The 19,857-nt window shown below is 61.0% G+C and carries 13 protein-coding genes and 3 pseudogenes; 3 read left to right on the forward strand and 13 right to left on the reverse strand.

Translation table 11 applies throughout. From position 1 onward, the window contains the following. From NCS02_RS30765 to NCS02_RS30785, 5 genes are read right to left on the reverse strand one after another with little or no spacing between them, the layout of a single operon-like run. A complete protein-coding gene (locus tag NCS02_RS30765; protein ID WP_250520612.1) occupies positions 1–852 on the reverse strand; it encodes an isocitrate lyase/PEP mutase family protein in 852 nt (283 codons plus the stop codon). A gap of 4 nt (positions 853–856) precedes the next feature. Continuing rightward, positions 857–1,360, reverse strand: a complete 504-nt coding sequence (locus NCS02_RS30770) for a LeuD/DmdB family oxidoreductase small subunit (RefSeq protein WP_250520613.1) — start codon at positions 1,358–1,360, stop codon at positions 857–859. Then, a complete protein-coding gene (locus NCS02_RS30775) occupies positions 1,357–2,637 on the reverse strand; it encodes a 3-isopropylmalate dehydratase large subunit (protein WP_250520614.1) in 1,281 nt (426 codons plus the stop codon). Before NCS02_RS30775 ends, NCS02_RS30770 begins: the two co-directional genes overlap by 4 nt. Positions 2,638–2,645: 8 nt before the next feature. Continuing rightward, positions 2,646–3,731, reverse strand: coding sequence for a TauD/TfdA family dioxygenase (locus NCS02_RS30780; RefSeq protein WP_250520615.1), 1,086 nt, complete (start codon positions 3,729–3,731; stop codon positions 2,646–2,648). 24 nt (positions 3,732–3,755) lie between these two features. After that, positions 3,756–4,991 carry a CaiB/BaiF CoA transferase family protein gene (locus NCS02_RS30785; RefSeq protein ID WP_250520616.1) on the reverse strand — a complete coding sequence of 412 codons (1,236 nt, stop codon included), beginning with the start codon at positions 4,989–4,991 and terminating at the stop codon, positions 3,756–3,758. Between the two features lie 190 nt (positions 4,992–5,181). On the opposite strand from NCS02_RS30785, the gene NCS02_RS30790 reads away from it, so the two are divergent. Next, positions 5,182–5,916, forward strand: coding sequence for an IclR family transcriptional regulator (locus NCS02_RS30790; RefSeq protein ID WP_250520617.1), 735 nt, complete (start codon positions 5,182–5,184; stop codon positions 5,914–5,916). A 21-nt stretch (positions 5,917–5,937) separates the two neighbouring features. Here the strand turns inward: NCS02_RS30790 and NCS02_RS30795 are convergent, their stop codons facing one another. The 6 genes and pseudogenes from NCS02_RS30795 to glcD all read right to left on the reverse strand — a co-directional run bounded on the left by NCS02_RS30795 (position 5,938) and on the right by glcD (position 14,328). Then, on the reverse strand, positions 5,938–7,173 hold the full coding sequence (locus NCS02_RS30795) for an MFS transporter (protein ID WP_250520618.1): 1,236 nt from the start codon (positions 7,171–7,173) through the stop codon (positions 5,938–5,940). A 993-nt stretch (positions 7,174–8,166) separates the two neighbouring features. Continuing rightward, positions 8,167–8,603, reverse strand: a pseudogene (locus NCS02_RS30800) (hypothetical protein); the annotation flags it as partial. A 575-nt stretch (positions 8,604–9,178) separates the two neighbouring features. Then, a pseudogene (locus NCS02_RS30805) lies at positions 9,179–10,212 on the reverse strand (IS110 family RNA-guided transposase). Between the two features lie 311 nt (positions 10,213–10,523). Beyond that, positions 10,524–11,741, reverse strand: coding sequence for a glycolate oxidase subunit GlcF (gene glcF / locus NCS02_RS30810; RefSeq protein WP_250520619.1), 1,218 nt, complete (start codon positions 11,739–11,741; stop codon positions 10,524–10,526). Between the two features lie 20 nt (positions 11,742–11,761). Next, the gene (gene glcE, locus NCS02_RS30815; protein WP_250520620.1) at positions 11,762–12,829 is read right to left on the reverse strand and encodes a glycolate oxidase subunit GlcE; all 1,068 of its coding nucleotides are present in this window, start codon (positions 12,827–12,829) and stop codon (positions 11,762–11,764) included. Continuing rightward, on the reverse strand, positions 12,829–14,328 hold the full coding sequence (glcD, locus tag NCS02_RS30820) for a glycolate oxidase subunit GlcD (RefSeq protein ID WP_250520621.1): 1,500 nt from the start codon (positions 14,326–14,328) through the stop codon (positions 12,829–12,831). Before glcD ends, glcE begins: the two co-directional genes overlap by 1 nt. 185 nt (positions 14,329–14,513) lie before the next feature. On the opposite strand from glcD, the gene glcC reads away from it, so the two are divergent. Further along, entirely contained in the window at positions 14,514–15,266 is a 753-nt protein-coding gene (glcC, locus tag NCS02_RS30825; protein WP_250520622.1) for a transcriptional regulator GlcC, read from the forward strand. Between the two features lie 1,185 nt (positions 15,267–16,451). Beyond that, positions 16,452–17,586 (forward strand): annotated as a pseudogene (locus NCS02_RS30830) (IS3 family transposase). Positions 17,587–17,836: 250 nt separating this feature from the next. Here NCS02_RS30830 and NCS02_RS30835 read toward each other — a convergent pair. After that, positions 17,837–18,358 carry a gamma carbonic anhydrase family protein gene (locus tag NCS02_RS30835; RefSeq protein ID WP_250520623.1) on the reverse strand — a complete coding sequence of 174 codons (522 nt, stop codon included), beginning with the start codon at positions 18,356–18,358 and terminating at the stop codon, positions 17,837–17,839. A gap of 11 nt (positions 18,359–18,369) precedes the next feature. Then, entirely contained in the window at positions 18,370–19,782 is a 1,413-nt protein-coding gene (locus tag NCS02_RS30840; protein WP_250520624.1) for a sodium:solute symporter family protein, read from the reverse strand. Positions 19,783–19,857 lie beyond the last annotated feature (75 nt).

Genomic DNA, 19,857 nt, shown 5'->3' on the forward strand with positions numbered 1-19,857 from the left:
TTACTCGTAGCGCCGCGCGTCTTCCATCAATGCCGGCGTGCCGATGATCGCGTTGAGCTCGTCGAAGTCGGCCATGCGCTCTTTCCACGGCGCAGTCGTGCGATGCTCGCGCAGGCTGCCGTAGAAGCCCTGCAGCGTATGCGCGACGGCTCGCGCCGCGCCGCCCGGAAAGATCACGATGCGAAAGCCGCGCGCCGCGAGCGCATCGGCGCTTTGCACCGGCGTCTTGCCGCCTTCAACCATGTTGGCGAGCAACGGCACGCGGGAGGCGAAACGCGCACACGCCGCATCCATCTGTTCAGCCGAGCGCAGCGCTTCGATGAAGAGCGCATCGACGCCCGTTTCAAGGTAGCGTTCGGCGCGGTCGAGCGCGGCATCCAGGCCTTCCATCGCGAGCGCGTCGGTGCGGGCGAGGATCAACGTGTCCCGGTTCTGGCGTGCATCGAGCGCGGCGCGCAGCTTGCCGCACATTTCCCCGACGGGAACCACGCTCTTGCCGTCCAGATGACCGCAACGCTTCGGGAAGGTCTGATCTTCGAGCTGGATCATCGCGGCGCCCGCGCGTTCGAAGCCGCGCACCGTGCGCTTCATATTGAGCGCATTGCCGAAGCCCGTGTCGCCATCGACGATGATAGGCAGCGTCACGCGCTCGGTAATACGCGCAAGCGTATCCGCGACTTCCGTGTAGGTTGTGAGTCCGACGTCTGAGCGCCCCAGCCTGGCATAGGCAATCGACGCGCCCGACAAATACAGCGCATCGAAACCGGCCTGCTCGGCGACCAGCGCGGATAGCGCGTCATAAACGCCGGGCGCGAGCACGGTCTTGCGCGCGAGTTGTTCAGCGAGAGTCATGCGTTCACCCCTCCTTGACGCCGTGGCGCCGCTTCAGCAGATTGAAAAGCCCGCCTGCTTCCGCCATGTCGAGTAGAAACGACGGCAAAGGATCGCAGACGAGCGTGTCGCCGCCGGCGCGCGTGATGCGTCCGTGCAACGCATCGATGGCGATACGCTCGCCCTCCTCCAGCGTCTCGGCCTGAGCACACGTGAGCAGCACGAGTCCCACATTGAACGCATTGCGAAAGAACAGGCCGCTGAATGCTGGCGCGATCACAGCGCGCACGCCGAGCCGCACGAGCGCGGCCGGCGCCTGCTCGCGCGAAGAGCCGATGCCGAAGTTTGGCCCGGCCACGATGACGTCGCCGGGCTGGACGTTGCTTGCAAACTCCGGCCGCTGCCGTTGCAGGCAATGCCGCGCGATCTCGTCGATGCCGAACTTCATGTAGGCGCCGGGCGCGAGCGCATCGGTGTCGATATCCGCGCCGACACGCCACACGCGATGGGTTTCGACGGCTTCGCTCATGCGATCACCTCGCGCGGGTCCGTGATGCGCCCGCGCAAGGCGGACGCCGCCACGGTGAAGGGCGAGCCCAGATATACCTGTGCCGTTTCGGTCCCCATGCGGCCCTTGAAGTTGCGCGCCGTGCTGGAAATTACCGTTCTGCCCTCGGCGATCTGCCCGCCGTAACCGGAGCATGCGCCGCAAGATGTGGCGAGCACCTGTGCGCCTGCGTCTTCGAGAATCGACATCACGCCTTCGCGGCGCGCGGCTTCGCGATCACGCACGCTCGCGGGTGCCACGATAAGCTGCACGCCGTCCGCCACGCGCCGATGCGCAAGCACGCTGGCCGCGGCGCGCAGATCGTCGAGCTTGGCGCCCGTGCATGCGCCGATATACGCGACCTGCACCGCGACGTCGCCGAAGGCGTCCGCCGCGCGCGTATTCGCGGGACTGTGCGGCGCAGCGACTTGCGGCGCGAGCGCGGCGGCATCGAAGTCATGCGTTTCGGCTGGCGCGTTGCCGTCGCCTTGCCAGTGCGTGATGTCGATATCGCCGTGCACGCCGGCTTTTCGCAGATAGTCGAGCGTTATCGCATCGGGCGCGATCAGTCCGGTCTGCGCGCCCATCTCCGCGCTCATGTTCGACAGCGTCATGCGCTCCTGCATCGACAATGCGGTTACGGCTTCGCCGCAGAACTCGACTGCCTGATAGCGACCGCCGTTCATGCCGAAGCGGCCGATCATGTGCAGCATCATGTCCTTCGCCGTGACGCCCTGCGCGAGCCTGCCGCGCCAGCGCATGCGCAGCGTCTTCGGCACCTTGACCCAGATCTGCCCCGAGACCGCGACGCCCAGCATCTCCGTGCTGCCTATGCCGAACATATAGGCGCCGAACGCGCCGCCTGTCGGCGAATGCGAATCGCCGCCGACGCAGAACATGCCGGGCCGCACGTGGCCATGCTCCGGCAGCACCACGTGACAGATGCCGACGCTGTCGTACACGTGAGGCAAGCGTTGCTCGGCGGCCCAGTCGCGCGCGATGCGCACGATGCGGCGCGATCCCTCATCGGCTTCGGGCACGTAGTGATCGATCACGAGCACGATCTTCGAAGCGTCCCAGAGCGGTGCGCCGAGTTCTTTGAGCATCGGCTTCAGGCGGCGCGGACCACTCGAATCGTGGAACATCGCAAGATCGACATTGCAGGTCACGATCTCGCCCACCGCGACTTCGGCGCGCCCGCACGCCTTCGCGATGAGCTTTTGCGCGAGCGTCTGGGGCGCGGTCGAGGGCGTGCTCATGACCAAGCTCAGTCGACCATCTGCGCGACCTGCCCCGCTTCAAGCAGCAGGCGGTCGTGCGTGGACGGCAGTTCCGCGAACGGGCGCCGGTATTGCGCCCACATGCGCAGATCCTCTGGCTTGTGAAAGACCTGTGCGTCGGGCATCGCGGGCCAGTCGGACACCGTGAGCCACAGGCGCAACAAATGACGACGCTCGTTGAGCGGCTGCGCATCGACATAATCGGTGCGGCCGTGCACGAGCACGCGATTGTTCAGGAACTGGATGTCGCCGTCGCGGAAACCCATGTCGAGATAGAACTCGGGCGACGCCGCGATCTTGCGCAACATGTACAGCGCCTCCGACTCCAGCTCGCTGAACGGAACCTGACCGCTCTTCTCGGCCAGACGCGCATAGCCCGTCGGCAGATAACAGATCACTTCGCCCGCGCTGTCCGTGAAGAACGGCACCTTGTGCTCGCTGAACGTGCGCGTGGCGCGACGGCCATCTTCGTCGGTGCGCTTGCACCAGAGGCCTTCGCGCAGCACGTCGAGCAGATCCGGACGGGTGCGCAGCAGTTCGTTATGCACGGCGAGCGCGCTGGAAATACGGCTCTCGCCGCCGGAAATCGCGGTACGCAAGCACATCAGGCCGATGATGTCGCATGAATCCGTGTGCATGAGCTGGCCGCCGCCCTTGCGATAGCCGCGTGATTTCGGCTCGTAGTCGCTCACGTTCACCACGTGGCCGAGCACGTCGCCCAGATACGACTGCGTCACCGGCTTGCTGACGTATGAGCCGAGGCCGAAATAGATGCGTGTCATGTCGTCGTCGGAGTAACGCTCGCGCGGCAGGCCGCGCAGCATCATGAATCCGCGGCCGTTGCGCAAGAACGCAGGCAGCTCGCGCATGAAGCGGCCCATCGTGTCGAGCGGGAAAGTCTCTGGGCTGATATCGGGAAAGTCGATGTCGCCGAGCGACAGCAGATGCGCCAGCGCGGCATCGATTTCAGCGACCTCCGCAGCGGTCAGGACGTGCAGTCCTTCGCGCGTCCAGTCGAGCTCGGGGCCTTTCCAGACGGCGGGCGAATCGATCAATTGTCCTACTCGGTTCATCTCATGCTCCTTGATGGAAATGGTTCAGGCGCGCACAGTGTCCTGGTGAGCGTCGATCACGGCGCCGCAGCCGATGAGCTCGTCGAGCGCGCAGTCGCCGATGAGCGGCGCCAGAATCTCGCGGGAATGCTCGCCCTTCTTCGGCGCGGGACGAACGAAGCCGCCCGGCGTTGCCGAAAGTCGCGCAACGACGTTATGCACGGCGACGTGGCCGAGCTCGTCGTCTTCGATCTCGACCAGCGCTTCGCGACCGGTCACATACGCGTCCCCCGCGAGGTCGCTTGCGTCGAGCACCGGGCCCGCGGTGACTTCGGCGCGCTCGAAAAACACGAGATTCTCGGCGAGCGTGCGGGCGCGGATGAACGAGCCGACTACGCGATCGACTTCCTCCACATGCTGCAGACGCGCGCTGTTGGTCGCGTAACGCGGATCGGTGTTCATGTCGTCGCGGCCGATCGCGGCGAAGAGGCGCTGCGCCATGCTTTGCGTCGACGTCGAAATGCACAGCCACTTGCTGTCCGCCGTTTGATAGGTATTGCGCGGACACGTGGTGCTCGAACGGCTGCCGGTGCGCGCTTTCACGTCGCCGGTGAGCTGATAGTTGGCGACCTGGGGGCCGAGGATAGACAGCATCGGATCGAACAGCGACAGGTCGATCACCTGCCCATTGCCGCCGTTCACGCGCGCTTCCCAGAGCGCGACCATCGCTGCGTGCGCGCCGTACAGCCCCGCGGTCATGTCGCCGAGAAACATCGGCGGCAGCACCGGCTCGCGATCGCCGAAGCCGTTCATCGCGGCGAAGCCCGAGTACCCCTCGACCAGCGTGCCGAAGCCCGGGCGCTCGCGGTATGGGCCCGTTTGTCCCCAGCCGGACACACGGAGGATGACGAGCTTCGGATTGACCGCGTGCAGCGACCGAGGCGAAAGGCCCATCTTCTCCAGCGTGCCGGGCCTGAAGCTTTCGACGAGCACGTCGGCGTGAGCGGCGAGGCTTGCGATCAACTTCGCGCCCGCCTCGTGATGAAAGTCGATGCACACGCTGCGCTTGTTGCGCGCGTACGCCTTCCAGAACACCTCAGCGCCCTGCGTGCGGAAGGCGCGCAAGGTGTCGCCCTTCAGAGGCTCGACCTTGATGACGTCCGCGCCGAAATCTGCCAGCTGCAACGTCAACATGTTTCCCGCGACGAGACGCGACAGGTCCACGACCTTGATGCCGCGAAGCGGTCCGCTGTGCGATGCGTCGAAGACTTTGCGATGCATGATTCGGGTTCTCCGTTTCGCTCGTGGCGCGCCGAAAACATCGGCGTGAAATCATTATCCTCTAGAATAGACATTGTGTCTATTCAGACGTTCCGACGCCGTCGACACGATCGGCCTTGCAGGCCTCATGCCTTACACTGCAAGATACGCGGCAACACGAAGACAACGGCGCAATCAACCGGAAACAGCAATGGCAACCGAAGAACCCGGCGTCGCGGCGGTCAACCGCGCGCTTTCTATCCTCAAGGCCTTCGAGGACAGCATCGACGGCATGACGCTGACCGATCTCACCAACGCGACAGGCCTCTACCACAGCACGATCCTGCGCCTGTGCGAATCGCTCGAACATTTCGGCTATCTCAAGCGCCTGGAGGACGGCCGCTACATGCTGGGACCGATGCTGTTTCATCTAGGCATGATTTATCAGAGCTCGTTCCGTCTGCGCGATTACGCGCTGCCGGTGCTGCGCACGCTCGTTAAGGAGACGGGTGAAACCGCCGCGGTCTACGTGCGGGAAGGCGACGAGCGTCTGTGTCTTTATCGGGTGGAATGGCAGCGCTCCGTGCGCATGCATGTGCGCGAAGGAGAACGTCTCACGCTCGAGGCCGGCGCAGCGGGTCATGTGCTGCGCGCGTTCTCCGAAGGCGCGCTCAAAGGGAACCTGAAGAAGGTGCGCGAACACGGTTATTGCGTGTCGCTCGGCGAACGCGAGCCGGAAAGCGCCGCGATCGCCGTGCCGGTGTTCCGCACGGGGCAGGAACTCGTCTGCGCCATCTCCCTGGGCGTGCCGCGCTTTCGCTTCAATCGCAAGTCCTTCGAGGTCTATCTGCCGAAGGTGATGGAAGCCGGCGCGGCGCTCACGAAGGCGCTGGGCGGCGACACGTCCCTTTTCGAGCCGCCCTTCGCGCATTTCAGCGGGATCTGAGTGAATGCGCGCGGGCGCGCGTCAGACGTTTTGCTGGATCGCAGGGCTCGGACCGTCCGCCTCCGTTTCGCGCCCGTTAATACGCGATTGCAGCGCCGCGAAGCAGCAGGCGCCGATAACGAGCGCCGAGATCATGAACAGGAAGCCATTGTTGTACGAGCCACTCGCCTTGACGAGATAGCCCACGCCGAGCGGCGCGAGCAGGCCGCCGATCTGCCCGCCCGTATTGATGACGCCCGCGAAAACACCACGCGCGCCCTGCGGCGCCAGTTGCGCGACGAGCCCCGCATACGGCGACAGACAGCCGTACAGCAAGAACGCCGCCGCCGAAAGGCCGATCAGGCAGGCGACGATAGTCTCGGCGCTGTAGGCGAGATAGAGCGCGAGTCCGGTGCAAACGTAGCCCACGGCGACGAGAGTCGGACGCTTGCGATGCAACGGTCCGCTACCGAGCCACCCGAACACCACGATGCCGAGGAAGCCGAACAGATACGGCACCGATGCGGCAACGCCGAGGGCTTTTAGATCGATGTGCCGCTGATTGGCGAGATACGAAGGGATCCAGCCAAGAAATCCCCAGTAGCCGACGCTGAACGTCATATAGCCGAAGAACAGCAGCCAGGTGCTCTTGCGTCCGGCGAAGAGACGCCATTGCGCGGCGCGGCTTGCCTTCATCTGCACGGAGCGTTCCTTCGCTTCGATCGCCTTGCCCGGAATCATCACGAGGATCAGCAGCGCAACGATCACGCCGGGAATCGCGAACACGTAGAACACGTTCCGCCAGTCGCCGTGCATCAACAAGCTCGTGACGACGGGAGCTACGACCGCAGGACCGATCGCCAGCGCGGAAAGCCAGACGGCATGCGCTTTGGCCGCGTCCTTGTGACTGAAGTTGTCGGCGACGGCCTTGTACACCGCCGCGTTGCACGATCCCTCGGCCAGGCCGAAGCAGAAGCGCGCGCCAATGAGCACGGCCATCGACGTGGCGAGACCGGTCATACCGGTGAATACCGAAAACAGGACCGGCGCCACGACCAGCAGCGCCTTGGTCCCGAAACGGTCGGCGAGGAAGCCGCCGGGCAACTGCATCAGCGCATAGCCGAGCGCAAACGCTGCGAGCAGGATGCCGAACTGAGCGGCGTCGAGATGCAGGGCTTTCACCATCGTCGGTCCGGCAACGGAAATGCTTACCCGATCCAGATAGTTCACGAACTGCAGCAGCCAGGTCAACGCCAGCAACCGGTATCTCAAGCTCATTTTGTCTCCCTTCGCTTGGCGCGAATGCCTCGCATACGAGAAATAGAAATCATGTCTATTATCGGAAAGGTAACGGACGGGCGCGAAGTACACAACAAAAGTGAGATCGGGGATTTCCCGTAGCGCAACCGAACGACCGGCGAAAAGACGCAGCAGTTACCGTAAAACTAACTCATGAAACGGCGGCAACACGCAACGCGTGAAGGGCCCGTCTCGCCGTGTTTTGGGCGTGAGCATCGGGCGGACGGCTCCTCTCGAAGCGCTGCGGATCATTTGTCCGCCTTCCCTGTGTCGTTGGCCGGTTCGGCATTCCGTTTCTGCAGCAATTCAGTTGACCAGGCATATCATTCCACTGTTAGCCGGGCAAACGTATCGCTCTCGAGAAAAGCGGTTGAGCGCCGCTGCACGGCTTCGACAAGGTACGGGCGACCCCGGGAACAACGTATCTTTTGCGATCGATATCGATAAGCAGACGCAAGGCGGCCTCAAGTTTTCGTACACGATTTCTAGCCTCAACGCCAAGAAAACCGCCGACAATGACTAAGTGAACAAGATTGAGATCGACTTTGCCCCAGAGCTTGGTCCGGATCGCTCGCCAGAGCCGCGAGCCGGTAGAGCAAGTGGTGCGGCGGACAGTGGAAACAAGTCCCCCGGCGCCACGCCACCCCCATCTGCGTCATGACCCCCGCCTTGGAGGAAAGGGAACGACGCCAATACCGAGCCCAGGACAAGTGCATCCGCGCCATCACCGGCATCAGCGTCGACCAGCAGCGGCCAATAAAAGTGGTCGCACAGCGGCGCAACCGCGGATGAACTGAGCCAAGCGGCAAAAAGCGTCCACCGGTCTAGTGCGGGCGGATCGCTTCAATCAGTGCGCGTTATTGTTAGAACGCAGTGGTCTTAGAAAAACGGGCAGGTCACGTGATGGGCCAAGGTCGGGATCGTCTCGGCAAGAAGAGGTGCAGCCGATTTAGTCAACCCTTCAGCCTAAAGCACATGCATGACGAGCGGCAACAGCCGATCCGCCCATTGAGATGCCAACTCCGGCGCCACGCACAAGCTTCCCCAATGTTCGCCCAGGCTTTCGATGTAGGGCACCTGATCGTCCTGCAACGCCTCAAATAGTCTTTCCAGCCAGCGTTCGCGGACTGCCGACTCAACGTCGGCGGCGGCGATCAGTGGGACGAGCGTCTCAATCGCTCGGTCGACCGCGCTGCCCAGTGCGCCCGAGGAACTATCGACCTGCTCGAGTGCGGGTGACAGTCTTTCAAGCAGAAGCACGCCCCTTCGGCAGCGAGCGCGCGGTCGGCGCGGGAGACCGAACGAATCTCGGATACCGCCTCCTTCAGGCGTTGGATAGGGAGCGACGATCTCGATCCGAATGCGTTGCGCCGGAAGCGCGAAACGAATGTCCATTTCGATGAGGGCATGACAGTCACGTTCGGTAAGCATCGTCGAGGTCGTCGCGGTCGCCAGCAGGTGCCGTAGGCGAGGTGCCATCTTCAGAGGCGCGTTGACATAGAAGTAGACTTAGCTTGGAGGGACAGCAATCGACTTCGAAGGTAATATGCGCTAACGCGGCCCTTTCTGCCCTTGACAGAATGCCGCTCGGCACGTTTGTCAAGGCATTTGCCGTGGAGATATAGGCTTCTGCACAATTCTCGGCACATTACCGCGCCTGTCGAGTAATCCATCGTTCGTCAAGACGGGTTCGCTGGCCGTACATGGACGCCCCCAGTTTGCCAAGCTTTCATTCGATGACAGCAAGTGAGGAAGATTGCATCCGTACATTCGGACTTTTAGCGCGAGACGCATTTGCTCGCTGTCCCTGATGGGATGTGCTGGTTGGCGCCTCGATCGCTTACACGCACTCTGGGTGCCTCGGCCAGCGCGGGCTGTGCCAACCACGGTCTTACCTGCTTTGCCATCACTTCGTGATTGCCTGAGCAATCGGTGGTGTGATCCTATCCTGACAAGGTCTGTCTGTCTTGAGTGCCCGGGCTGGTTACACGGCTGCGGAATCAGGCGTGTAGCCAGCTCGGAACTGTCGGTCGTGGACGAGCAGAGCCCAAACGATTCGAGCTGTCTTGTTCGCCTGCGCGACCGCTGCGACATTTGCGTTTCGACGCATGGTCAACTTGACCAACCAACTGTCTGGGTCGTTCCTCTGCGTCGCTCGGTAAATGACGGATCGCGCTCCATGGACGAGTAGGGTTCGAAGGTACGCATCGCCTCGTTTACTCATGCCAAGCAGCTTTGCCTTACCACCGCTGGAATGCTGTCGCGGTACGAGTCCCAACCACGCGGCAAGCTGCCTCCCGCTATCGAAATTCTTTGCATCGCCAACCGTCGCAGCTAGGGCGCTCGCGGTAATCGGGCCGATCCCTGGCACTTGTTCAAGTCGGCGACTGGTCTCGTCGTCACGATGCCAGGCCTTGATCTGAGTCTCGATCTCGCCAACCTGTCGGTCGAGTAACTTGAGGTGCTCGAGCAGTCTTTGGATAAGCTGCCGGAATGCTCCCGGCAAATCATTCGTCGCATCTTCGATGAGCTCCGGCACATGACGGGCGATGTGGGCAATGCCTTGCGGCACAATCAGTCCGTACTCGCCCAGCAGGCCACGAATTTGATTGGCTTGAGCGGTGCGAGCCTTTATGAAGCCTTGGCGCACGCGGTGCAGTGAGAGCACAGTCTGCTGCTCGACGTTTTTGATCGGCACGAACCGCATCGTCGGCCGCGTCACAGCCTCGCAAATGGCTTGAGCATCAGCCACATCGTTTTTGTTGCTTTTCACATAAGGCTTCACAAACTGCGGTGCCATCAATCGGACCGTATGGCCAAGCGCCCGCAACTTGCGAGCCCAGTGGTGTGCGCTGCCGCAGGCCTCCATCCCGATCAGGCACGCCGGGAGGTTGGCGAAGAATGCCATGACTTGCTCGCGCCGCAGTTGCTCACGTAAAACCGCCTTCCCGTGCTCGTTCGCCCCGTGAACCTGAAATACGTTTTCGCCAGGTCGATGCCAATCGTCGTAATCTGCATGATGACGCCCCTTCCGGTTTGAGTGGTCGATGACACTTCCACTCTGGCACATCGGTGCAGTCATCGGGTGGGGGCGTCCATCCCATTGCTTACCGAACTGTTTGGACGACGGAAAGGACGGCTGAGCCGGTATTCGACGACGCGCGAACTCGCCGAACGGGACGCGATCGAAACGGCGTAGCGCGGTAGGCGGCGGTTTGAAGGCGATGCAGATCAAATTCCGTTCCGGGCGTTGGCCCCGTTCGTCATGGCATAGCCAACCTTTCAGACGGTGCGACGCGCCAGAAGTTTAACATGTGTGGGCACACCGATTAAGGCAAAGCATCTTCGACGAGTTCAATCCAGTGTCGCACGCCGGTGCGTTCAGCCGCCGCTAAGTGGGTCTGGCAGCCAACATTTGCCGTGGCAATCAATTCGGGCCCACCGCTTTCCAGCGCATCCATCTTGCGATCACGCAACTGCTTCGATAATTCCGGCTGCGTTAGCGAATACGTACCCGCGGAGCCACAGCACAAATGTGCATCGGGCACCGAAGTCAGATCATAGCCGAGGCGCGTGAGCATCGATTCGACCGCACCGCCGAGCTTCTGGGCGTGCTGCAATGTGCATGGGCAATGAAACGCGATACGCCGCCGTTTTGCCGATTCAAGCGCTTCGAGGGGCTCGCCAGCGAGCACTTCGACGAGATCGCGCGCCAGTTCACTGACGCGCGCGGCTTTATCGGCGTAAAGCGGATCATCGCGTAACAGATGCCCGTATTCCTTCACGAAGGCGCCGCACCCGCTTGCCGTCTGCACGATTGCTTCGGCACCGGCTTCGACCGCGGGCCACCATACGTCGATGTTGCGGCGCGCGCGCGTCAGGCCGATTGCCTGCGCATTGAGGTGATAGTCGGTCGCGCCGCAGCAGCCTGCCTTCGGCGCGTCGACGACGCTGATGCCGAGCCGGTCCAATACCCGCGCTGCCGCAGCATTTGTATTCGGAGACAGCGAAGGCTGCACGCAGCCTTCGAGCATCAGCACGCGCCGTGCGTGTCTCGCGGGCGGTCGCGGCTTGGCGGCGATGATGTCAGCCGGAATCTTCTGACGCAGCGATGAGGGCATCATCGGACGTGCGAAACGTCCGACCTTGAGAAGCGTGTCGAAGACGGCCGTACGCGGAATAACGTGACGCAAGCCGGCTCGCAAAAACCGCTCGCGGGCGGGACGGGACACGCGGCGCTCTACTTCCGCACGGCCGATATCGAGCAGCGCGTGGTACGTTACGCCCGACGGACACGTCGTTTCGCAATTCCGGCAGGTGAGGCAGCGGTCCAAATGCAATTGTGTCTTGTGGGTGACGGGCGCGCCTTCGAGCATCTGCTTGATCAGATAGATGCGCCCGCGCGGTCCGTCGAGTTCGTTGCCCAGCAATTGATAGGTCGGGCACGTGGCGTTGCAGAACCCGCAGTGCACGCATGAACGCAAAATTTCTTCTGCTTCGTTTGCGCGTGCGAGCGTCTTGGCTTCGTCGCTTAGATTGGTTTGCATGGCGTGTCGTGTCGATGGCGTCAGTAATCCGCGTACATGCGGCCAGGGTTGAAAACGCCGTGGGGATCAAGGCGTTCCTTCAACTGCTGATGAATGCGCATTACCGGTGCAGGGAGCGGCTGAAACGGATAGGCGGAAACGCCAGGCGTAAAGCACGTCGCATGACCGCCCGCCGCGCTGGCGATGGCGCGGATTGAGTCAGCATCCGCATCGCTCTTGAGCCAGCGTTGCGCGCCGCCCCAATCCAGGAGGGTCGCGCCAGGCAGGTCGACGAGCGGCGTGTTGTTCGGCAACGACAGACGCCAGAGCGGGCGGTCGTCGTCGAAGAAAGGCAGACGCAGCTCGCGCAGATCGGCCCAGAATTCTGCATGGAGATGCTCTCCGCCGATGCGATCGACAGCGGCACCCACGGAACCCGCGCCGCCTTCGAAACGTACGTGGAGATACCCGTCGACATGACATGCGCCAGCTACGGGCAATGACGCCTTCCGCCATGAATCGAGTTCGCGCATCGCCTCGCTCGCCTCCAGCGCGAGCATTATGCTTTTTGTCTCGCGCGGCTTCGGTAAGACTTTTAGCGAAACTTCAGTTATTAGCCCCAGACAGCCAAAGCTGCCGCTCATCAAACGTGATACATCGTAGCCAGCGACATTTTTCATAACCTGACCGCCAAAGCGCAGATGCTTTCCTTGTCCGGTAACGATGCGACAGCCCAACACGAAGTCGCGCACCGCGCCGGCCCATGGACGGCGCGGACCTGACAGCCCCGTCGCTACTGTGCCACCTACGGTCGCCGTCGCGCCGTGGCTGGGCGGTTCGCACGGCAGCATCTGGCCAGCTTCGTCGAGAATCTCCTCTAGTTCTGCGAGCGGTGTTCCCGCGCGCACGGTGACCACGAGCTCGCTCGGATCGTAGTTGACGATGCCGCGATGCCCTCGCGTGTCGAGCGCCTCCGCCTCCACCGCTCTGCCGAGAAATGCCTTGCTGTCGCCGCCGCGAATGCGCAACGGCTCTTTGTTTGCGATAGCGCGCTGCACCTGATCGACGAGGCGCGCGCTGTTGTCGATGGAAACATGATCGTGTCGCATTAAAAGCGCTCCAGTTCGGGATGCGGCAAGGCGCCGTTATGAACGTGCATTGAACCGAACTCTGCGCACCGATGCAGCGTGGGCACGTTCTTGCCCGGGTTGAGTAAGCCGAGGGGATCGAATGCGGCCTTGAGCGCGTGAAAGAAGGTGAGTTCATCGCCGTTGAACTGCACGCACATCTGATTGATCTTCTCGCGCCCGACGCCGTGTTCGCCGGTGATGCTGCCGCCCACTTCCACGCACAGTTCGAGGATGCGCGCGCCGATTGCTTCGGCGCGCTCCGTTTCGCCGGGCGTGTTCGCATCGAAGAGAATCAGTGGATGCATGTTCCCGTCGCCCGCATGAAATACGTTCGCTACGCGCAATGCAAATTGCGCCGACAAGTCCGCTATACCGCGCAGCACGCGCGACAACTCTCGGCGGGGGATCGTGCCATCCATACAGTAGTAGTCGGGCGAGATGCGACCGACGGCAGGGAAGGCGTTCTTGCGCCCAGCCCAGAAACGCTGGCGCTCGGCTTCATTCGCGGCGAGCCGAACCTCGGTCGCGCCTACATCGCGCAGCAGCCGGCCAACACGCTCACAGTCATCTGCAACGTCGGATTCGGCACCGTCGACTTCGCAGAGCAGCAGCGCTTGCGCATCAACCGGATAGCCAGCGTGGATGAAGTCCTCGGCGGCACGAATCGCGAGGTTGTCCATCATTTCGAGGCCGCCCGGGATCACGCCTGCCGCGATGATCCGTGCCACCGCGTCGCCGGCTCTTTCAATGTCGTCGAAGCTCGCGAGCAGCACCTTAGCGCTTTGGGGTTTGGTCAGCAGCTTGACCGTGACTTCGGTCACAACGCCGAGCATGCCTTCCGAACCGGTGATGAGAGCGAGCAGATCGAAGCCCGGGGAATCCAACGCTCGGGAACCAAGTGTGAGCTTCACACCATCGATCGTGACGATTTGCACGCTCAGGATGTTGTGAACCGTCAAGCCGTACTTGAGGCAATGCACCCCCCCCGCATTCTCGGCGACATTGCCGCCGATAGAGCATGCGATTTGCGACGACGGATCAGGCGCGTAATAAAGGCCGTGCGGCGCGGCGGCCTGCGAAATCGCAAGATTGCGCACGCCGGGCTGAACGCGCGCCGTACATCCATCAGGATCGAGATCGACGATGCGGTTGAAGCGCGACATCACGAGCAGAATGCCCTTTTCCAATGGCAGCGCGCCGCCCGACAAGCCCGTGCCCGCCCCACGCGCGACAATGGGCACGCCGCGCGCATGGGCGTACTGCAGGAGGGTTTGCACTTCATCGACCGAACTTGGTAGCGCGACGAGCATTGGCGTGATGCGATAGGCCGACAGGCCGTCGCACTCGAACGGGCGCAGATCTTCTTTTGCGTGCAGCAGTTGCAGCCCCGGCATCAGCGCCTGAAGTTCGCGGACGATGGCGGCCTTTTCGTGCGTGGGAAGCGGCCCGTCGATCAGTTCGTCGTAGGCGTAGGTCATGCATGTCTCCGTTTCACATCCAGTTTGGCAGTATTCTTTCGTGTGCGCCGGTGCATGTCGACCGATATCGCACTGGTATTACCTCTTTTTGAGACGCGGGGCCATCATAAGACTCAGCCCAGAGGCCCTTCACAGAAAAGCCGTGGTAGCATATAAATCTGGTACTACCAGTGGTGCTGAGGGCAATGGATAGCGAACGCAAACTCGCCGATGTCGTAGTTGAGCGTATCGAACGCCTAATTGTCGATGGCGTGCTCAAGCAAGGGCAGACGCTGCCGTCGGAACGGCGACTCACACAAAAGCTCGGTGTGTCGCGTACCGCATTGCGCGAAGGACTGAAGATGCTACGTGCGCGCGGTCTGATCGAAACCGAGCAGGGGAAGGGATCGTTCGTCGCAAAGCTCACCGCCGAACCGGTCCAAACGCCAATGATGCAGCTACTTACGACTCAGCCGCGCACCCTTTACGATCTCCTTGAAGTGCGCGAGATGTTGGAAGCTGAGTCCGCGCGGTTAGCCGCTTTGCGCGCCACGGCTGCGGATCGCATCCTCATCTCGCGGCGCTTTGAAGACATGCTTGCGGCCGGCGCGCGCGGGGCTGACCCAACCACTCATGCGCGGCTCGATCATGCTTTTCACCTTGCGATTTGCGAGGCATCGCATAATCCGATGCTCGTGCACACGCTCGGCATGCTGAACGAACTCATGCTGAGCGCAGTGTTTGCGTCGGTGAACAATCTCTACCATCGAGAGCCGCGAAAGCGCGAGATCGACCGGCAACACGCAAGACTGTATAACGCCGTCACGGGCGGCTTGCCGGAACAGGCTCGCCGCGCGGCGAGTCACCATGTGAGCAGCGTGCGTGAGAGCCTGAGCGAGATCGAGCAGGAAGAACAACGGCTCGTGCGGGCGACGCTGAGGCTCGAAGGATGGAAGTGACTGCCCACCAGGAATTCCTTCAAGCGTCTCTCTGCGTTGCTCTCGCGTGATCTTCGACGAAACTCCCGTTCCGGCCACAGAGTGCCTGATGTGAGCGCCTTCCACATGAGGCGAGATCACAGATCCGCGTTCGACGACGACATCAGAGTGGGGCGTGGCCGACGCATGCCAAGGAACTGGCCAACCATGGAAAGCGGCGTGGAAACCCGCTCGCCGTCAGCATCGACGGCAGATGGACTTCTCGATTGCTTGGGACTCGCGAGTTCGTAGTGCCACACATGCGTCGTTGATCCTCGCAGGGCGATTCCGTGCGCGCAGCGTCCGGTTTGAACGCCGATCGCCAACAGATGGCGTGCACCTTGACATGGATGGCATCATTGCAGTAGCTTATCACCTTGTGACTGAGCGCTCAGTTTAGAAACGACCACGTTTCGACTTCGTTGTCCGATGTAACCGCATATTCCAGCTCTCTCAGGGCTCTCTCGGGGCTCTTTTGCCGACGCTTACCGTCGGCTTTTTTTTGCGAATCTCGGAAGGACATCTATAGTGCTTTTCGGCGGCTTAGCGATTCGCGTCGGGACTCGTCTAAAGGGTTCGGAAGTATTGTGACGATAATGTATAGGGCAGTAACTCGCGCCCCGGCAAGCGTCAATCTGTGGTGGAGAAGTCCGTTGAGCGATTTGCTGCCACAGCCAACTTGCGTTCTTGCGCGGGGCTACGTGGGCTGTTGACCCACGTGCGGTGGTAAGGCTTGCGACTTTCGGTTGTCTGAACTCACATTTGTGTTATTCAGTGGCATAACGCATACAGCACGCTGGTCCACCTTGCCGGGATGCCATTTGTTGCCGAACAATCGAGGGCCGCCTCCCCTCGTCACAACCTGAAGCACGACCGCAGCCGATACCTCGGTCGATCGCAGCACGAGCAGTTGGCGAAGATTCAAAGCGACGTGTCCATCGAATGAAGCGCATCAATGGCCCGACAAGCATCGGCAGGCAGGATTGCGGTGCGAGTAGACTACTGAATTGCACCCTGGCGCAAATACGGCATCCTCTTAAACTACTTCGGGCACGCGAGTCCGCGCCCGCCCACAGCCAGAGGTGGCTTCGGGAATTCGGACAGTTCGTTGAGTGGAAAAGCTGGGGCGTGAGTCGGCCATAATGGCCGGCAACAAGGAACCAGAAGATGACGAAACGAAACCGACGGACCCACTCGCAGCGTTCAAGGCAAAGGTGGCCCTGGCAGCGCTCAAGGGCGACAAGACGCTGGCAGAGCTGGCCCAGCAGTTTGATGTCCATCCGAACCAGATTACGGACTGGAAGAAGCAACTGCAGGAGCGGGTTGCCGATGTCTTCGACGCGGGCAACTCGGCGCCAGCGGCACCGCCAGTCGACGTGAAGGTACTGCACGCGAAGATCGGGCAGTTGACGCTGGAGAACGATTTTTTAGAAAGCGCGCTCAGCAAGGCGGGACTGCTGAGCGTAAGGCGATGATCGATCGTGATCACGCCCTGCCGGTGACACAGCAGGCGCGGCTGGTAGGCATCAGCCGGTCGAGCGCCTATTACCAATCGCGCGGGGTCAGCGAAGCGGATCTGAAATTGATGCGCCGGATTGACGAGCTTCACCTCGAGCATCCATTTGCGGGGGCGCGAATGCTGGCACGGCTGCTGCGTCGTGAAGGCATCAAGGTCGGGCGCAGACACGTCAGCACCTTGATGAAGCGCATGGGTGTCGAAGCGCTGTATCGCAAGCCAAACACGAGCCGCAAGCATGCAGCCCACAGGATCTGGCCGTACCTGCTTCGCAACCGGAAAATCGACCGGGCCAATCAGGTCTGGGCGCTCGATACGAGCTATATCCCGATGGCGCGCGGCTTCGTATATCTGACGGCTGTCGTGGACTGGGCGAGTCGTCGGGTGCTGGCACACCGGGTGGCGATCACGCTGGAGAGCTGCCATGCTGTCGAGGCGCTGGAGGAAGCGTTTGCGAAATACGGCCTGCCTGAGATCGTCAACACGGATCAAGGCAGCCAGTTCACCGCAACCGAATTCACCGACGCGGTGCTCAGCCGGAGCGTTCTTCTGTCCATGGATGGAAAAGGCGCCTGGCGTGACAACGTGTTCGTTGAACGGGTGTGGCGCAGCGTCAAATATGAAGAGGTCTATCTGAAAGCCTACGACTCGGTCAGCCACGCCCGCCGCTCAATCGGCAACTACCTGAGCTGGTATAACCAGAATCGGCCTCATTCCAGGCTGGCCGATCAGACACCGGATGAAGCATACTTCGCCACGCTGCCAGCGATAAAATCGGCAGCCTGATTGCCTCAGCGATTCCACTTAAAAACTGGCGGATCCTGTCCGAACGAATGAGGCCACCTCTGCCCCGCCGGTGATGCATGACCCATCTGCACAAAAAAGTTCATATCGGGCGATATTTGATCGCCTGATATGAACGCCCAGCTTCACGCTAAAAATCGGGCTCCCCGCCCGCTCATTCTATGGTGGTTAGCGGCTGCAAAAGCGTACGGGAAGAACCTGCTCCCTCAACCCGTCTTCCCATCTGATCGCTCTAAACTTCCCGGAGCGTCTCCTTATACCGCCCAGCCTTGGACTCATAGTCCTTCGCGTTCATGAGAACCGCCTGTATCTCGGCGTCAGTAAGTTCGCGTACGGCCTTCGCGGGCGAACCGATGATTAGCGAACGAGGCGGAAACACCTTGCCCTCAGTAACCAACGCGTTGGCCCCAACAATACAGCCTTCTGGGATATAGGCATCGTTCAGAATCGTCGCGTGGATTCCGATCAGGGTGCCGCTTCCCACTCGACACCCGTGCAACACGCACGCATGGCCCACGCTCACATGGTTGCCAATGTCTACGGGATGGCCAGGGTCGGCGTGCACGACCGCTCCGTCTTGGATGTTGCTGCCGTCGCCGATTGAGATCGCATCATTGTCACCGCGTAGAACGGCTTGCGGCCAAACGCTGCTGCCGGCACCGATGCGCACATCGCCGATCACGACGGTATTGGGTGCAATGTAAGCGTCGGTTGAGACTCGGGGTCGCTCATCGGCGAAGGAAAAGAGGGTCATGTCAAAGGGTCCTATTCGACGTTGTGTGTAATGGGTGCCGCGTGGCCTTCGTTTGCCGCTTTCGGAAAAATTCGATCAAGCGCCATCACGACCGGCGGCGCTGCCAGCGCGATGTAGATATTGTCGACGCCATATGGATCGCCCAGTGCGTACCACGCCGTGGTCGCAAGCACTGCGCTTAGCAGCCCCCATGTTGCACCCCGGCTACTGCTGAACCACGGCAGGTAGAAGCCGAGCACTGCCACCACCGCTATTGACAGGCGAATTGCGCGTGTGAAGAAAGACAGGTGGAGAACCTCGGGAAAGAAGAACACAAACGCGAGCGGTACGAAACCAATTGGAATCGACAGCAATCGAGACATGCGAAACTCCTGGTCAGGCGTGGGGTGACGCATCGGGCTATAAAAATCCTTGATGATTAACGAGGAGATGGCAAGACATACACTGCAGACACCGACGAATACCGATGCGGCCAGCGATATTGCAACTATTGCGGCGAGCACCGGCGACATGTATGTCATGAAGACCGGAAACGCGTAAAGGCTCTTCATTCCGGGAAACAGATACTTCGCGGCCACTCCGATTAGCCCGAGTGCAATACTGACGGGTATGCACAATGCACCCGCGATGTATGTAGAAGTACGTGCGCTGTTCGCACTCTTCAGAGAAGACACCGCCTGAATGATGTACTGCGTCGAAAAGATCGCGCCGATGTTTGCGATAGACCAAGCGAAGATGGTCGGAAAGCCAATTTTACCCGTGGCGCTGAAGTTGAACTGCGGCATGTGTTCCACCATTGGTCGAATGCCACCGGACAACGACAGCGCGACGCCCAGCACAACGAAAACACCGACACACTTCACCCCTGTGTGGATCACCGATACATAAGCGACGCTCTTCATCCCGCCAATCGCGCAATAGAAGGTACTCACCACCGCGGTGACGATCGCCGCTGGTCCGAGCGGGATGTTAAGAATCGTCGATAGAGCGGCAGCGCCGCTCACGTAGTAGCCGACATTGACCAAGAGCAGTGCGTATATCATGATAAGCGACACTGTTATCTGCGTCGATCTGCCATAGCGCTTCGCAACTGCGCCGGAAATCGTGAATTCCCCAGACGTATAAAGTTTTTTGGCCAAAAAGAGACCAAACAGCGGAAAGCCGATCGCGGCGCTGAGTACCGCCCACATCGCAGCGGAGCCGGACTCGAACGCGGCTTGTGCAGTACCAATGGTCGATTTCGCGCCCACAAATTCTGACATCATCAAAATACCAACGACAATCGCCGGCATGGAACGTGCGGCGACCATGAAGTCGCTTGAGTCCCTACTTCGCAATTTGACGGTCACCAACGCGGTTGCCGCAATGTAAGCGATGAGTGCTCCGATGATGATGTAAGTTACAGTCGGGTCTATCTGATGCATGTCTCGTCTCCACCATTTTCAGTACTACATAATTTGTTCAGAGCCGATATCCAGGTAGTTGTTGTAAGTGCGGAT

This window comes from Caballeronia sp. NCF2 (assembly GCF_023631205.1).
Lineage (GTDB): Bacteria > Pseudomonadota > Gammaproteobacteria > Burkholderiales > Burkholderiaceae > Caballeronia > Caballeronia zhejiangensis.

Excerpts from the sequence above, each read along its gene's own strand:
- NCS02_RS30765 (WP_250520612.1), bottom strand. The coding sequence starts at position 852 with ATGACTCTCGCTGAACAACTCGCGCGCAAGACCGTGCTCGCGCCCGGC.
- NCS02_RS30770 (WP_250520613.1), bottom strand. The coding sequence starts at position 1,360 with ATGAGCGAAGCCGTCGAAACCCATCGCGTGTGGCGTGTCGGCGCGGAT.
- NCS02_RS30775 (WP_250520614.1), bottom strand. The coding sequence starts at position 2,637 with ATGAGCACGCCCTCGACCGCGCCCCAGACGCTCGCGCAAAAGCTCATC.
- NCS02_RS30780 (WP_250520615.1), bottom strand. The coding sequence starts at position 3,731 with ATGAACCGAGTAGGACAATTGATCGATTCGCCCGCCGTCTGGAAAGGC.
- NCS02_RS30785 (WP_250520616.1), bottom strand. The coding sequence starts at position 4,991 with ATGCATCGCAAAGTCTTCGACGCATCGCACAGCGGACCGCTTCGCGGC.
- NCS02_RS30790 (WP_250520617.1), top strand. The coding sequence starts at position 5,182 with ATGGCAACCGAAGAACCCGGCGTCGCGGCGGTCAACCGCGCGCTTTCT.
- NCS02_RS30795 (WP_250520618.1), bottom strand. The coding sequence starts at position 7,173 with ATGAGCTTGAGATACCGGTTGCTGGCGTTGACCTGGCTGCTGCAGTTC.
- glcF (WP_250520619.1), bottom strand. The coding sequence starts at position 11,741 with ATGCAAACCAATCTAAGCGACGAAGCCAAGACGCTCGCACGCGCAAAC.
- glcE (WP_250520620.1), bottom strand. The coding sequence starts at position 12,829 with ATGCGACACGATCATGTTTCCATCGACAACAGCGCGCGCCTCGTCGAT.
- glcD (WP_250520621.1), bottom strand. The coding sequence starts at position 14,328 with ATGACCTACGCCTACGACGAACTGATCGACGGGCCGCTTCCCACGCAC.
- glcC (WP_250520622.1), top strand. The coding sequence starts at position 14,514 with ATGGATAGCGAACGCAAACTCGCCGATGTCGTAGTTGAGCGTATCGAA.
- NCS02_RS30835 (WP_250520623.1), bottom strand. The coding sequence starts at position 18,358 with ATGACCCTCTTTTCCTTCGCCGATGAGCGACCCCGAGTCTCAACCGAC.
- NCS02_RS30840 (WP_250520624.1), bottom strand. The coding sequence starts at position 19,782 with ATGCATCAGATAGACCCGACTGTAACTTACATCATCATCGGAGCACTC.